This window comes from Burkholderia sp. HI2500, from assembly GCF_002223055.1.
Taxonomy (GTDB): Bacteria; Pseudomonadota; Gammaproteobacteria; order Burkholderiales; family Burkholderiaceae; genus Burkholderia.
Genome location: NZ_NKFL01000004.1, coordinates 899,697 through 914,326, shown reverse-complemented (window position 1 = coordinate 914,326; position 14,630 = coordinate 899,697). Strand labels below are relative to the sequence as shown.

Here is a 14,630-nt window from a genome sequence, read left to right as displayed (position 1 = left end):
TGGCGCCACCACGCAGTCTTTCCTAGAAAACGATGTCCTCTGATCACCACTCCGACGCGGGCGCGTCGCCCAGCCCGCTCTACGCCAAACTCCTCGGCGAAACCGCCAAGATCGACTGGTGCGATCTCGAACGCTTCTTCGCGCAGGGCAAGCTGCTGTCCGTGGCACGCGACCTCGATCTCGTCAGCGTCGCGGAAGCCGTTGCCGACGACGATGCCGAGCAGGTCACGCGCTGGCTGTCGGCGGGCCTCGTCGTACGCATGCCGGCCGAAACCGCTGCCGATTACGCGGCGCGCAACCCGGAGCTGTGGGCGGTCGTCGTCTCGCCTTGGGTCTGCGTGCAGGAACGCGCCTGACGCGTCCGCCATGTCCGAAGCCGCGTTACCGCACGGGGCCGGCACGGCCGCCGTCACGCATCGGCGCGTCCTCGCGCTCGCGTTCCCGATCGTCCTCGCGAACCTGACCCAGCCGATCCTCGGTGCCGTCGACACGGCCGTCGCGGGCCACCTCGACGGCACGCAGTACCTGGGCGGCGTCGCGCTCGGCGGGCTGTTCTTCAATTTCGTGTTCTGGGGGTTCGGTTTCCTGCGGATGGGGACGACGGGCCTCGTCGCGCAGGCGCATGGCGCCGGCGACGCCGCCGGGATCCGCCTGAACCTGCTGCGCGCGTTGATCGTCGCGCTCGCACTCGGCGCCGCGGTACTGGCGCTGCAGGTGCCGCTGCTGTCATTTGCGCTGTCCGCGCTCGGCGGCAGCGACGCCGTCCGCACCACGGCGCTCGCCTACAGCCACGCGCGAATCTGGAGCGCCCCGTTCGCGCTCGCGAACTACGTCGTGCTCGGCTACCTGCTCGGCATGCAGCGCGTGCGGCTCGCGCTCGTCGCACAGGTGTTCATCAATGCGGTGAACATCGGCGCCGTGCTGCTCTACGTGTATGGCTTCGGCTGGGGTATTGCCGGCATCGGCGCCGCGACGGCCACCGCGGACGCATGCGGTTTCGCGCTCGGCGCATGGATGCTGTGGCGGCTGCGGCCGCGCGGCCTTGCGCCGATCGCGGTGCGCGCACTCGCCGACCGCGTCGCGCTCAAACGGCTGATCGTGCTCAATCGCGACATCTTCCTGCGCACGCTGTGCCTGCTCGGCGCATTCGGCTGGTTCGCGCACCTCGGTGCAAAACAGGGCGATGCGACGCTCGCGGCGAACGCGCTGCTGCTGAATTTCCAGACGTTCATGGCGTACGGCCTCGACGGCTTCGCACATGCGGCCGAGGCGCTCGTCGGCGCGGCGGCCGGCGCGCGCGACCGCCGCGCGTTCCGGCAGGCCGTACGCGTCACGCTGCTCTGGTCTGCGCTCGGCGCGCTGCTGTTCACGCTCGTGTACTGGGCCGCCGGCGGCTGGATCGTCGCGCGCCTGACCGACCAGGCCGAGATCCGCGAAACGGCGCTGCGCTACCTGCCGTGGGCCGCGCTTTCGCCGATCGTGTCGGTCTGGGGCTTCCTGCTCGACGGCGTGTTCATCGGCGCCACGCAGACGCAATCGCTGATGCGTGCGATGGTCGCGTCGTTCTCGATCTTCGTCGTGGCCACGCTCGCCGCCGTCGGCACGTTCGGCAATCACGGCCTCTGGTTCGCGCTGCTGCTGTTCATGGCCGCGCGCGGCGCGACGCTGGCGCGCTACCTGCCGGCGCTGTTGCGGCACATCGGCGCCGACACGCCCGTGGCCCGCGCCTGACGGCGAGCCGAACCAGCCGTTACTGCGTGGGTTTCGGCGGCGGCGCGTCGAGCATCGACGGCGGCGTCATGTCGGTCGGCACGCCGTGATAGTCGGCCGGATCTTCCGGCGGATGGCCGCGACGGGCCTGATGCGGATCGCTGGTACAGCCGGCGAGCAAGGATGCGGCCAGCACGGCCAGCATGAAACGGGTCATCAGGTAGGGCTCCGGAAATCGGCGCGCCCATCGCACGCCGGGACCGCGCCGAGTCTAGCGGAAATCTCGCTTCGGAGTCGTGCCGCGCATGTCCTACTATGTACGCATGGCGCTGTGCCGTGGAAAGGAGGCTGCCATGTCGTCTGAAGAAATTGCCGGCCTGATCGGGCTGTTCGTCGGTCTGATGGTGCTCGTCGCCCTGTCGTTCTTCGAGTCGCGCGAATACAAGCGCAACCATGAAGGCGAAGGGATGATCCACCACTGGATGGCCGAACACCACCTGCTCGACTGGCGGCGCAAGCACTAAGCGCGCCGCTGCCGTCCGGCCCTTCCCCGGGCCGTTCTCGAACGTGCCGTCGCGCGGCACGGTGGTGATCGCGTATCGCCGAAATTAACAGGGTCCGACTCACACACATCGATCAGATGGACGAACGCCGTCGCGCGGCTCGTGCCACGCGACGGCGTTCGCTTGCGCGCGCCCGGGCGAGCGGGCGCGACGCGATTCCGACGGCTCAGCCCAGGAAGTGGCGGGCGTAGCGCGCGTTGATGTCGGACAGGCGGAACAGCGTCAGGAAATCCGCGCAGTTGAAGTCAGGATCCCAGGCCGGCGCACCGCAGATCTTCGCGCCGAGACGCAGGTAACCCTTGATCAGCGGCGGCGGCGCCACGACGGTGCCCGTCTGCAGTTCGTCGACCGGCAGGGCCGTGTGCGGGAACGCGCGATATTCCGGCGCCGTCAGCGAGCCTGCCGACAGCGACTGGTACAGGTTCGCCGCATAGTGGCCGCCGTCGGCCATCGACACGCTCGCGCAGCCGAGCATCGTCTCGTAGCCGTTCTGCATCATGTACGCGCCAAGGCCGCCCCACAGCGCCATGATGACGGCGCCGCTGCGGTAGTCGCTGTGCACGCACGAGCGGCCCACCTCGACCATCTTGCCGCGCAGGTGCGTGAGGCGCGACAGGTCGAATTCGCCTTCGGCGTACAGGCGGCCGACCCGCGCCGCCTGGTGCGGCGGCAGCACGCGGTACGTACCGACGACTTTCAACGTGTCGAGATCGCGAACCAGCAGATGGTCGCAGTACGCATCGAACGGATCGACGTCGAGACCGGACGGGCCGCTGACCTGCGCGCCCATCTCTTCGGCGAACACGCTGTAACGCAGGCGCTGGGCTTCGCGCAATTCGTCTTCCGTACGCGCCCATGCGGCGCGCAGGCGATACTCCGATGTGACGGTTTCAGCAGCGCGCGGCAGGTGACGCCGCGACGTGTCGAGGGGCAGCGAGGCAAAAGGGAGCGTAGGCGTCGGCAGTTCTCGCATTAGGCTTTCCTGGTCGTAAGGAATAGGGCGACATGCCCGCCAATGTAGTAATCGGCCGTGACCGTTATGTGGCACGACCGTGTCCTTTCAATGACGTGTCGCCGAATTGACTTTAGCAGAAAGCTTGCAGAACCGTACGATGAATCCCTTCAAAGCACTTCAGGCGGGCCTCACAGCAGATCGGGCGTCAATACCGCGCGCAATACGGCCTGCCGGCTGCCGTCACGCGTGCGGCTCGCCAGCCACACGATTCCGCCCTTCTTGACGCTCCAGCTGTCGTCGCCGCCGGCGATCAATTGCGCGGCAACGCTGCCGAGCGTCGGCTGGTGCCCGACGATCACGACCGTCGGCGCGATGCCTTCCGGCCAGCCGGCCGCCGCCAGCACGTCGTCGACGCTGCCGCCCGGCGCGAGCGCGTCGACCGTCCGGTACTGGTCGGTCAGCGCCTCGACCGTCTGCACGGTGCGGGCCGCTGGGCTCACGAGGATCACGGCGTTCGTCTCGAGCCGGCCACGCAGCCATTTGGCCATCGCCTGCGCGTCCTTGCGGCCCCGGACGGTCAACTGCCGCGCGAGATCGCTCGTCGCGTAGTCTTCGGCTTCGGCATGGCGCCACAGGATCAGGTTCATCATGATGTTCTCCTTGCTGCGGCGAGCGGGCCCGCCGATGACCGGGCGAATTGTCGCAAATTGCGGGCGTTTGCCGCCGCGGCATTTACCCGCATATAGGGATTGACCGGGTCAGATGTTCAACGATACAATCTTTGGCTCGTCGGAGCGTAGCGCAGCCTGGTAGCGCATCTGATTTGGGATCAGAGGGTCGTAGGTTCGAATCCTATCGCTCCGACCAAGGAATCAAGGGGTTACGGTTAATACCGTAGCCCCTTTTCCGTTTCTGGGCCCTTCAAGCGTCAACCGGGATTCCCGGTTCGCAGCGCCTCGATTCATTGTAGGGATCAATTGGGGCATCGACGCTACAACGATCCACGCAGCCCTGGGCGGCCATATTTCGAACGTCGGCACAAAGCAAATGGCTTAAGGCCTTGCGCTTTCAATGCAGGAAAGGCTGACTGGAAAGGATCGAGCGTCCACCTGGCCGGCCCGTCGAATCACCGACATACGGGCCAACGAGCCATCCGCAGCCCGCATACGGCACTTGCCGGAACACGCGATAATGCGCGTGGACAACCCTGCCTTCGCGCATGAAAAACAACATCCTCAAGACCGCCCTCTGCGCATCGCTGCTCGCGCTCGCGACTGCCGGCACCGCGTCGGCCAAGGCGCTCGACGACGCACTCGACTGCCACTCGACCGGCCACAAATTCGTCGCGCCGCTGCTCGCCGCCGGCGACATCCAGTCGGAGCCGATGCACGTCGAATCGAACTCGGTCAATGCATTCCGCACGAGCCACGCGCTGACGGCGTACGGCTTCGGCGTCTATGTCGTGCTCGGATACCAGGCGAACGACCCGATCTTCCGCCCGGGCGACGGCACGCCGATCGGCGACTGGGCCTATGGCGTCGTGGTGCGGGGCACGAAAAGCGCGGTGGAAGAAGCCGTGCGCAAGGCCGGCAGCGACGCGACCGTCAAGCAGGCGTTTCCGTTCCTGACGGCGATCGTCTGCTCGTCGGACTGAGCGGCCGTCAGGACGATGATGCGGCAAGCCTGAGGGGCACCAGCCTGCCTGCTGCCCGGCCGCTCCCCAGCCCCGCTATCGACCTCGCTGCGGCCTCGCTATCGGCCGGTTACGCGCCGGTATACACCACGCGATACGGGATACCGACCTTCTCCCACTCGGCCGCCTCCTGGCTGAGGCTGTAGTCGGTCAGCGGGTTCTGCTCGACCCACGCGCTCGGCAGGCGCACTTCATACCCGCCTTTCTTCATCTGCGAAACGGAAATGTCCGGCAGCCCGGCATCGGTCCGGCGCCGGCACAGCAGCGCCGCGAGTCGCAGGCAGAACAGCAGCGGCCACTCGACCTCGCGCGCCTGCGACAGCTTGCCGAGCTTGCCCGCGTGACCGAGCACGAGCGCGGCGAGGCGCGCCTGGTCGGTGCGCGAAAAACCCGGCATGTCCGCGTTGCTCGCAATATAAGCCGAGTGCTTGTGATACGCGCTGTGCGAGATCGACAAGCCGATCTCGTGCAACGCGGCCGCCCAGCCGAGGAACATCCGCCCTTCCTCGCGTGCCTCTTCGTCGGCTTCCTCGAGTTCGTCGTAGAAACGCCCCGCCAACGCGCCGATCCGCTCGGCCTGCGCACGATCGACACCGTAGCGGCGCGTGAAGCCCTCGACGGTCACCGCACGCATGTCCTCGTGCTGCGTCCGGCCGAGCAGGTCGTACAGCACGCCGAGGCGCAGCGCGCCGTCGGTCGTATCGACGTAGTCGACACCGAGTTCCTCGAACACCGCGAGCATGATCGCGAGGCCGCCCGCGAGCACCGGCACGCGATCGGGCTTCAGCGCGATCAGCTTCAGCCGGTTGACGTTCTCCGACTTGATCAGCGCACGCTTGAGCCGCTCGAGGCCGCCGCGCGAAATGCCGTGCGTGATGCCCGGATCGTTGAAGCCGTTTGCCTCGACGAGTTCCGCGAGCGCACGCGCGGTGCCCGACGAGCCGATCGCCTGGTCCCAGCCGGCCTTCTTGTACTCGCTTGAAATGATCTGGATCTCGCGCTTGGCCGCGAGCTCGGCCTGTCGCATCGTGTATTCGTCGACGTTGCCGGCCGGGAAGAAGGTGCGGCTATGGCTCACGCAGCCGATATAGAGGCTCTCCATCACGATCGGCGTGTAGTGCGAGCCGATGATGAATTCGGTGGAGCCGCCGCCGATGTCGACGACGAGCCGCTTGCCCGCGCTCGCCGGCACCGAGTGCGCGGCGCCCGCATAGATCAGCCGGGCTTCTTCGCGGCCCGCGATTACTTCGATCGGGAAACCCAGTGCCGCTTCGGCTTCGCCGAGAAATTCGCCCGCGTTCTTCGCGACGCGCAGCGTGTTGGTCGCCACCGCGCGCACGTGATCGGGATGGAAATCGCGCAGGCGCTCGCCGAACCGCTTGAGCGCTTCCCAGCCACGCTCCTGCGACGCGCGATCGAGCATCTTGTCGCTCGACAGGCCCGCGGCCAGCCGGACGGGCTCGCGCAGCGCGTCGACGGGATAGATCTGGCTGCCCGCCGGCGTTTCCTCGACACGTCCGACGATCAGCCGGAAGCTGTTCGAGCCGAGATCCACGGCAGCCAGCAAGTGGGGGGTTGTAACCATCAGAAGGGGGCTCCGTGCGCGTTCACCCGAGGCGGCCTGTGCGGCAACCGCGGACGATCAATCAAAGGCGACATTTTAAGCGTGGAACGCTTGCCATTGCCACGCTTCACGGGCATGCACACTGCTCGATTGCATATAGCCGAAACATTTATGAGACGAAACGGTTACAGCGTAGAATTTCCCGATATAAATACATCATTGTCATTCGCACGTCATCGTACCGTGAGAGTTTCCGAGCGTCCTTTCGAATCATCGCCCGAATCACCCCCTACTCTGCCGATGTCCGTCCGTTATCCGCTTCTCAATCGTGAACTCGGCATCCTCGGTTTCAACGAGCGCGTGCTGGCCCAGGCCGCTGATCCGCAAGTCCCGTTGCTCGAGCGCCTTCGCTTCATCTGCATCACCAGCAGCAACCTCGACGAATTCTTCGAAGTCCGGATGGCCGGGCTGCAGGAGCAGATCCGCGACAACCCCGGCGCACTGACGCCCGACGGCATGTCGTTACAACATGCTTACGACCTCGTCGTCGAACGCGCGCAGCGGCTCGTCCATCGACAGTACACGATGCTGCACGAAACCGTGCTGCCCGCGCTCGAACAGGAAGGCATCTACTTCCACGCGAGCGACACGTGGAACGACGAGCAGCTCGAATGGGCGCGGCGCTACTTCCTCGACGAGCTGCTGCCCGTGCTCACGCCGATTGGCCTCGATCCCGCCCATCCGTTCCCGCGCGTGCTGAACAAGAGCCTGAATTTCGTCGTCGAGCTCGAAGGCCGCGACGCGTTCGGACGCCAGGCCGTGATGGGCATCGTGCAGGCGCCGCGCGCGCTGCCGCGCGTCGTGCGCATGCCGCACGCGCTGTCGGGCTTCGAGCACGGCTTCGTGCTGCTGAGCTCGTTCATGCAGCGCTTCGTCGGCGAACTCTTCCCGCAGCTGAGCGTGAAGAGCTGCAACCAGTTCCGCATCACGCGCAACAGCGAGCTGTTCGTCGACGAGGACGAAATCACGAACCTGCGCGTGGCGCTGCAGGGCGAACTGCCCGCGCGCCACCTCGGCAATGCAGTGCGCCTCGAGGTGTCGGCCGACACGCCGCCGCACATCGTGCGCCGCCTGCTCGAGGAAAGCGAACTCGGCGAGAAGGACTGCTATCGCGTGGCCGGATCGGTGAACCTCGTGCGGCTGATGCAGATTCCCGATCTCGTCGACCGTCCCGACCTGAAGTTCACGCCGTTCACCGCGTCGACGCCGTCCGCGATCACGAACGCGCCGACGATGTTCGACGCGATCGACAACGGCGACATCCTGCTGCACCACCCGTACGAGAGCTTCCAGCCGGTGCTCGAGCTGCTGCAGCAGGCCGCGAAGGATCCGAGCGTCGTCGCGATCAAGCAGACGATCTACCGCACCGGCACCGATTCGCCGCTGATGGACGCGCTGATGGAAGCTGCGCGCAACGGCAAGGAAGTGACCGTCGTCGTCGAACTGCTCGCGCGCTTCGACGAGGAAACCAACATCAACTGGGCGTCGCAGCTCGAAGCCGTCGGCGCGCATGTCGTGTACGGCGTGGTCGGCCACAAGTGCCACGCGAAGATGATGCTGATCGTGCGGCGCGTCGTGCAGGCCGGCAAGGCGTCGCTGCGCCGCTACGTGCACCTCGGCACCGGCAACTACCATCCGCGCACGGCACGCCTCTACACCGACTTCGGCCTGATGACGGCCGACCAGAAGATCTGCGAAGACGTCCATCACGTGTTCCAGCAGCTGACCGGCATCGGCGGCGAACTCACGCTGCACGAGCTGTGGCAGTCGCCGTTCACGCTGCATCCGCGCATCATCGATTCGATCCGCGCGGAGATCGACAATGCGCGCGCCGGCAAGCGCGCACGCGTCGTCGCGAAGATGAACGCGCTGCTGGAGCCGACGGTGATCGCCGCGCTGTACGAAGCGTCGCAGGCCGGCGTCAAGGTCGACCTGATCGTGCGCGGTGTCTGCGCGCTGAAGCCCGGCGTGCCGGGGCTGTCGGAAAACATCACCGTGCGCTCGATCGTCGGCCGCTTCCTCGAGCACCACCGGATCTACTACTTCCACGCGAACGGCGCCGAGGAGGTCTATCTGTCGAGCGCCGACTGGATGGACCGCAACCTGTTCCGCCGCGTCGAAGTCGCGTTCCCGATCCGCGATCGCAAGCTCAAGCGGCGCGTGATCGCCGAGGGCCTGTCGGTGTGCCTCGGCGACAACCAGTCGGCGTGGCAGATGCACAGCGACGGCCACTACCGCCGCCGCCGCGCCGGCAAGACGATCCGCAACGCGCAACTCGGGTTGCTCGCGAAGTTCTGCTCCTGAAGAATCGGCCGCACGGCACAAGTCGCGCGCCGCGTCGCTCCCAATAAAAAACGCAGCCGACTGGCTGCGTTTTTTATTGCGGAGCCGGCCTACCTCCGCTCACCGAACGAGCGACGGATACCGTTACGCGATCATGCCTCGTAAGCGGCCGGCCGGATCGCGATGATGCGCGAGCCCGGGAAGCGCGCGGTGAACGTGCTGCCGCGCCCTTCCTCGCTCTGCACGTACAGGTGCGCGTCATGCCGCTGCAGCACGTGCTTGACGATCGCAAGGCCGAGCCCCGTGCCGCCGGTGTCGCGCGAACGGCTGCGGTCGACGCGGTAGAAGCGCTCGGTGAGCCGCGGCAGGTCGGCGGCCGGAATCCCGAAGCCGCTGTCCGTGACGGAAAACACGCCCTGCGCGCCCTCGCGCCGCCACGTCACGACGATCTTGCCGCCTTCCGGCGTATAGCGAATCGCGTTCGTGACGAGGTTCGCGAACGCGCTGAACAGCTCCGTCTGCGCGCCGGTGACGCCGAGCGTCTCGTCGATCGAGAACGCGATGTCGTGATGCCCGTTCGACAGCGTCTGCGCGTCCTCCTTCAGATGGTCGAACACGGCCCGCATGTCGATCGCGCGATCGAGCGGCGGCTTGCTCTCGCCTTCCAGCTTCGCGAGCACCAGCAGGTCAGTCACGATGTGCCGCATCCGCGAGGCCTGCTGCTCCATCATGTCGAGATAGCGCGCGCGATCTTCCTCGTTCAGCGGCAGCTCGCGCATCGTCTCGAGGAACCCCGACAGCACGGTGAGCGGCGTCTTCAGCTCGTGCGACACGTTCGCGACGAAGTCGCGCCGCATCGCGTCGGTCCGCTCGAGCTCGGTGATGTCCTGCGTGAGCAGCAGCTTGCGATTCTCGCCGTACGGAAACACCTGCACTTCCAGCACGTTCTGCCGCGAATCGCCCATGCCGCGCATCACGAGCGTCTCCTCGTAATGCTGCGCGTTCAGATAGCGGACGAACTCGGGATGGCGCACCAGGTTGGTGATGTGCTGGCGCAGGTCGCGCTTCGCGTCGAGGCCGAAATGGACCTCGGCGATCGCGTTGCACCACTCGATCTGGTCGTGATCGTCGAGCATCGCGACACCGTTCGGCGACGCCTGGATCGCCTGGATGAAGCGCGAATGCTGCTGCTCGACCTGCCGCACCTGCGCATGCCACTGCTTCGCGAGCTTGTGCAGACGATAGTAGATCTCGCCCCAGATGCCCGGCGCGCTCGGCACCTCGCCATAGACGGGTGCATCGAGCAGTCGCCACAGACGCTGCGTATGAAAGGTGCTGAAAAAGCCCTGCGCGACCAGCATCACGACCACGAACACGAGGCCCGCGGTCGGGCCGGCGAAGACGCCGACCAATACGCCGATCAGCACGAGCAGCACGAGCGACACCAGAAAGCGCGCCCAGATGATGTTCATGATTCAGCGCCCGAAAGAATGAACGGCATGCCGTGGCACACGGCATGCGTGGATACGTTACGCGTGCTTGGCGAGCCGGTAGCCGCTGCCGCGCACGGTCTCGATCATCGCATCGCAGCCGGCCGGTTTCAAGGCCGCGCGCAATCGTTTGATGTGCACGTCGACGGTGCGCTCCTCGACGAATACATGGTCGCCCCACACCTGGTCGAGCAGTTGCGTGCGGCTGTGCACGCGCTCCGGATGCGTCATGAAGAAATGCAGCAGGCGGAACTCCGTCGGGCCGAGATCGAGCTTGATCTCGCTGCCTTCCGCATGCGCGGCGACGCGATGCGTGGCCGGGTCGAGGCGCAGCCCGTTGATCGACACGACGTCCTCGGTCAGCTGCGGCGCGCGACGGCGCAGCACGGCCTTGATCCGCGCCATCAGCTCCTTCGGCGAGAACGGCTTCGTCACGTAGTCGTCCGCGCCGATTTCGAGGCCGAGCACCTTGTCCTGCTCATCGCCACGTGCAGTCAGCATGATGATCGGGATGTGCTTGGTCCGTTCGTTGTTGCGCAGGTCGCGCGCGAACGCAATGCCGGACTTGCCCGGCAGCATCCAGTCGAGCAGCACGAGATCGGGCAGCACGTCGCTGATCAGGTTCTGCGCCTGTTCGGCGTTGTACGCCCGAATCGGGCAGTGACCGGCGTGCTGGAGATTCACCGAGATCAGTTCGGAAATCGCGGGCTCATCTTCAACGACGAGAATGTTGCTGGGCATCGGCACCTCTGTTCTTCCTTACGGAGTCGATTAACTGTTGGCTTCGCGATCGAGCGTGTCGCGCGGCTGGTGCCGCACGTCGGTGCCCTTCACGATGTAGATGATGAATTCGGCGATGTTCTTCGCGTGGTCGCCGATCCGCTCGATCGCCTTCGCGATGAACAGGTACTCGAGGCCCACCGAGATCGTGCGCGGATCTTCCTGCATGTACGACACGAGCTTGCGCACGAACGCGCGGAATTCCTGGTCGATTTCCTTGTCGTCCTTGACGATCTGCGCGGCGGCCACCGTGTCGAGACGCGCAAACGCGTCGAGCGCGCGGCGCAGGATCGTCACGGCCATCTCGCCCGACACCTTGATCTCGGCGATGTTGACCGTGCGCGCGGCCGGCTCGTCGACCAGGCGGCGCACGCGCTTCGCGATCTTCTCGGCCTCGTCGCCTGCGCGCTCGAGGTTCGTAATCGTTTTCGAAATCGACATCAAAAGGCGCAGGTCACGCGCGGCAGGCTGCCTCCGCGCGATGATGTTGCCGCACTCCTGGTCGATGTCGACTTCCATCGTGTTCAGGACTTCTTCGTTCGCGATCACCTTCTCGGCCGCATCGCGATCGAATTCGTTCAGCGCGTGCATCGCGCCGACGATCTGCGACTCGACGAGCCCGCCCATTTCCAGCACTTTCGACGACACCGCGTTGAGATCGGCGTCGAACTGGCTCGACAGATGTTTATCCGACATGGCTGTTGTTCTCCGTCATCAGCCGAAGCGGCCGGTGATGTAGTCTTCCGTTTCCTTGCGCACCGGCTTGATGAAGATCTTTTCGGTCTCGCCGAATTCGATCAGCTCGCCCAGGTACATGTAGGCCGTGAAATCCGAGCAGCGTGCGGCCTGCTGCATGTTGTGCGTGACGATCACGACCGTGTAGTCGCTCTTGAGCTCCGCGATCAGCTCCTCGATGCGGCCCGTCGAGATCGGGTCGAGCGCCGAGCACGGTTCGTCGAGCAGCAGCACTTCCGGACGGATCGCGATGCCGCGCGCGATGCACAGACGCTGCTGCTGGCCGCCCGAGAGGCCGTAGCCGCTCTGGCTCAGCTTGTCCTTCACTTCGTTCCACAGCGCGGCCTTCGTGAGCGCCCACTCGACGCGATCGTCCATCTCCGAGCGCGTGAGCTTTTCGAACATCTTCACGCCGAACGCGATGTTGTCGTAGATCGACATCGGGAACGGGGTCGGCTTCTGGAACACCATGCCGATCCGCGCGCGCAGCAGCGAGATGTCGCGCTTCGTCGTCAGCAGGTTCTCGCCGTCCATCAGGATTTCGCCTTCGGCGCGCTGCTCCGGATAGAGCGCGAACATCTTGTTGAACGTGCGCAGCAGCGTCGACTTGCCGCAGCCCGACGGGCCGATGAACGCCGTCACCTTCCCTTCGGGAATGCTCAGGTTGATGTTCTTCAGCGCGTGGAACTTGTTGTAGAAGAAGTTGAGGTTGTTGACCTCGATCTTCGCGTTCAGCGGCTCGAGCGGACGGCCGTGCGCCGCGTCGTGCGTGCCGGCGGGCGCAGCGGTGCGCTCGACGGGATTCAGGTGGCTTTCTGCCATATTCATCGGATTGCTCCGCCGTTACTTTTTCGAGAAGATCGAGCGCGCCAGGATGTTGAGTCCAAGCACCCCGAGCGTGATCAGGAACACGCCCGCCCATGCGAGCGACTGCCATTCCGCGAACGGGCTCATCGCGAACTTGTAGATCGTGACGGGCAGGTTCGCCATCGGCTGGCTCATGTCGACCGAGAAGAACTGGTTCGACAGCGCGGTGAACAGCAGCGGCGCCGTTTCGCCGGCGATCCGCGCGACGGCGAGCAGCACGCCCGTGATGATCCCGCCGACCGACGCGCGCAGCGTGATCTTCAGCACCATGCGCCACTTCGGCGTGCCCAGTGCGAAGGCCGCTTCGCGCAGTGCGTTCGGCACGAGCTTCAGCATGTTCTCGGTCGTGCGGATCACGATCGGAATCTGCAGCAGCGCGAGCGCGATCACGCCGGCCCAGCCTGAGAAGCGCCCCGACTTTGCAACGACGATCGCGTACACGAACAGGCCGATGACGATCGACGGCGCGGACAGCAGGATGTCGTTGATGAAGCGGATCGTGCTCGCCAGCAGGTTCTTCTGGCCGTATTCGGCGAGATAGACGCCCGCCAGGATGCCGATCGGCGTGCCGACCAGCGTGCCGAAACCGCACAGCAGCAAGCTGCCGACGATCGCGTTCGCTAGACCGCCGCCTTCCGTGTTCGGGGCCGGCGTCGATTCCGTGAACAGTTGCAGCGACAGGCCGCCGACGCCGAGATGCACCGTCGTGTAGAGAATCCACACGAGCCACAAGAGGCCGAATGCCATCGCACCGAGCGACGCGGCGAGCGCGATCGCGTTGATGGCCTTGCGCTTGCGCTGCAGGCGGTTGCGCATCGCGTCGAGCACGGCGCCGTCCGGACCCGGGAAATTCATGATGGGCTCGCTCATTTCTTGCCCTCTCCCTTCTCGAGACGAAGCAGCAGCAGTTTGGAGATGGTCAGCACGATGAACGTGATCACGAACAGGATCAGGCCCAGCTCCATCAGCGCGGACGTATGCAGGCCCGGCTGCGCTTCCGCGAATTCGTTCGCGAGTGCCGACGTAATGCTGTTGCCCGGCGCGAACAGCGACACGCTGTCGAGCAGGTTCGTGTTGCCGATCACGAAGGTCACGGCCATCGTCTCGCCGAGCGCGCGGCCGAGGCCGAGCATCACGCCGCCGATCACGCCGGTCTTCGTGTAGGGCAGCACGACCTTCCACATCACTTCCCAGGTCGTGCAGCCGATCCCGTACGCCGACTCCTTCAGCAGCACGGGCGTGACCTCGAACACGTCACGCATCACCGATGCGATGTACGGGATGATCATGATCGCGAGGATCACGCCGGCGGCCAGGATGCCGATACCGATCGGCGGGCCGGCGGTCAGCGGGCCGAGCACCCACACGTCCTTGAACAGGCGGCCGATCGGCTTCTGGAAATATTCCGCGAAGATCGGCGCGAACACGAGCAGGCCCCACATGCCGTACACGATCGACGGAATCGCGGCGAGCAGCTCGATCGCGATGCCGAGCGGGCGGCGCAGCCACACGGGCGACAGCTCGGTGAGGAACAGCGCAATGCCGAAGCTGACCGGCACCGCGATGACGAGCGCGATGACCGACGTCACGATCGTGCCGTAGATCGGCACGAGCGCGCCGTAGATGTCCGAGTTGGGATCCCACTCGGATTGCCACAGGAAGCCGATGCCGAACTTCTGGATGGTCGGCATCGACGCGATGATCAGGGAAACGATGATCCCGCCGAGCAGCAGCAGGGTCACGATGGCGGCAAGCCGTGCGAGACCGCCGAATACGACATCCCCGAGGCGGCTCGGCGCGCGTTGCTGCGCAACGTCGGCGGACCGTGAGGACGTATAGGAAATATCAGACATGGGTGCCTGCTTTTGATTGCCGGGCGCCGTAACGCCCGGCTTCACCGCACACACTGCCCGACCGGCACGGCCGGGCA

At 65.6% G+C, this 14,630-nt stretch carries 15 protein-coding genes and 1 tRNA gene; 6 read left to right on the top strand and 10 right to left on the bottom strand.

Translation table 11 applies throughout. The features are described 5' to 3' along the window. The first annotated feature begins 32 nt into the window (after nt 1–32). Nucleotides 33–356 (top strand): DUF2288 domain-containing protein, encoded by a 324-nt coding sequence (locus CFB45_RS06915; RefSeq protein ID WP_089425015.1) that lies wholly within the window; start codon nt 33–35, stop codon nt 354–356. Nucleotides 357–366: 10 nt separating this feature from the next. Continuing rightward, the gene (locus CFB45_RS06910) at nt 367–1,731 is read left to right on the top strand and encodes an MATE family efflux transporter (RefSeq protein WP_089425014.1); all 1,365 of its coding nucleotides are present in this window, start codon (nt 367–369) and stop codon (nt 1,729–1,731) included. 19 nt (nt 1,732–1,750) lie between these two features. On the opposite strand, the gene CFB45_RS38940 is transcribed toward CFB45_RS06910, so the two are convergent. Further along, the gene (locus CFB45_RS38940; protein WP_089425013.1) at nt 1,751–1,927 is read right to left on the bottom strand and encodes a hypothetical protein; all 177 of its coding nucleotides are present in this window, start codon (nt 1,925–1,927) and stop codon (nt 1,751–1,753) included. Nucleotides 1,928–2,063: 136 nt separating this feature from the next. On the opposite strand from CFB45_RS38940, the gene CFB45_RS06900 reads away from it, so the two are divergent. Continuing rightward, complete coding sequence (locus tag CFB45_RS06900) at nt 2,064–2,234, top strand: hypothetical protein (RefSeq protein ID WP_171026759.1); 171 nt, start codon at nt 2,064–2,066, stop codon at nt 2,232–2,234. Between the two features lie 205 nt (nt 2,235–2,439). On the opposite strand, the gene CFB45_RS06895 is transcribed toward CFB45_RS06900, so the two are convergent. After that, nucleotides 2,440–3,246 (bottom strand): GNAT family N-acetyltransferase, encoded by an 807-nt coding sequence (locus tag CFB45_RS06895; RefSeq protein WP_011351620.1) that lies wholly within the window; start codon nt 3,244–3,246, stop codon nt 2,440–2,442. A 170-nt stretch (nt 3,247–3,416) separates the two neighbouring features. After that, complete coding sequence (sixA, locus tag CFB45_RS06890) at nt 3,417–3,878, bottom strand: phosphohistidine phosphatase SixA (protein WP_089425011.1); 462 nt, start codon at nt 3,876–3,878, stop codon at nt 3,417–3,419. A 140-nt stretch (nt 3,879–4,018) separates the two neighbouring features. On the opposite strand from sixA, the gene CFB45_RS06885 reads away from it, so the two are divergent. Together CFB45_RS06885 and CFB45_RS06880 are read left to right on the top strand one after the other, a co-directional pair. Beyond that, a tRNA-Pro gene (locus tag CFB45_RS06885) sits at nt 4,019–4,095 on the top strand. Between the two features lie 352 nt (nt 4,096–4,447). Further along, nucleotides 4,448–4,882 carry a hypothetical protein gene (locus CFB45_RS06880; RefSeq protein WP_089425010.1) on the top strand — a complete coding sequence of 145 codons (435 nt, stop codon included), beginning with the start codon at nt 4,448–4,450 and terminating at the stop codon, nt 4,880–4,882. Between the two features lie 109 nt (nt 4,883–4,991). Here the strand turns inward: CFB45_RS06880 and ppx are convergent, their stop codons facing one another. Further along, on the bottom strand, nt 4,992–6,506 hold the full coding sequence (gene ppx / locus CFB45_RS06875) for an exopolyphosphatase (RefSeq protein WP_046545374.1): 1,515 nt from the start codon (nt 6,504–6,506) through the stop codon (nt 4,992–4,994). A gap of 279 nt (nt 6,507–6,785) precedes the next feature. Here ppx and ppk1 point away from each other — a divergent pair, with 279 nt between their 5' ends. Then, nucleotides 6,786–8,849: a polyphosphate kinase 1 gene (gene ppk1 / locus CFB45_RS06870; RefSeq protein ID WP_089425009.1), complete on the top strand. Its 2,064-nt coding sequence runs from the start codon at nt 6,786–6,788 to the stop codon at nt 8,847–8,849. A 131-nt stretch (nt 8,850–8,980) separates the two neighbouring features. Here the strand turns inward: ppk1 and phoR are convergent, their stop codons facing one another. The 6 genes from phoR to pstC are packed head-to-tail and all read right to left on the bottom strand — an operon-like array spanning nt 8,981 to nt 14,553. After that, nucleotides 8,981–10,300, bottom strand: a complete 1,320-nt coding sequence (gene phoR, locus CFB45_RS06865; protein ID WP_089425008.1) for a phosphate regulon sensor histidine kinase PhoR — start codon at nt 10,298–10,300, stop codon at nt 8,981–8,983. Nucleotides 10,301–10,357: 57 nt separating this feature from the next. After that, a complete protein-coding gene (phoB, locus tag CFB45_RS06860) occupies nt 10,358–11,059 on the bottom strand; it encodes a phosphate regulon transcriptional regulator PhoB (RefSeq protein ID WP_027787869.1) in 702 nt (233 codons plus the stop codon). Between the two features lie 30 nt (nt 11,060–11,089). After that, nucleotides 11,090–11,794 carry a phosphate signaling complex protein PhoU gene (gene phoU, locus CFB45_RS06855; RefSeq protein WP_089425007.1) on the bottom strand — a complete coding sequence of 235 codons (705 nt, stop codon included), beginning with the start codon at nt 11,792–11,794 and terminating at the stop codon, nt 11,090–11,092. An 18-nt stretch (nt 11,795–11,812) separates the two neighbouring features. Further along, a complete protein-coding gene (gene pstB, locus CFB45_RS06850) occupies nt 11,813–12,661 on the bottom strand; it encodes a phosphate ABC transporter ATP-binding protein PstB (protein WP_089425006.1) in 849 nt (282 codons plus the stop codon). A 15-nt stretch (nt 12,662–12,676) separates the two neighbouring features. Beyond that, on the bottom strand, nt 12,677–13,570 hold the full coding sequence (gene pstA / locus CFB45_RS06845; RefSeq protein WP_089425005.1) for a phosphate ABC transporter permease PstA: 894 nt from the start codon (nt 13,568–13,570) through the stop codon (nt 12,677–12,679). Next, complete coding sequence (gene pstC / locus CFB45_RS06840; protein WP_089425004.1) at nt 13,567–14,553, bottom strand: phosphate ABC transporter permease PstC; 987 nt, start codon at nt 14,551–14,553, stop codon at nt 13,567–13,569. The genes pstA and pstC overlap by 4 nt, the downstream gene beginning before the upstream one ends. Nucleotides 14,554–14,630: the final 77 nt, after the last annotated feature.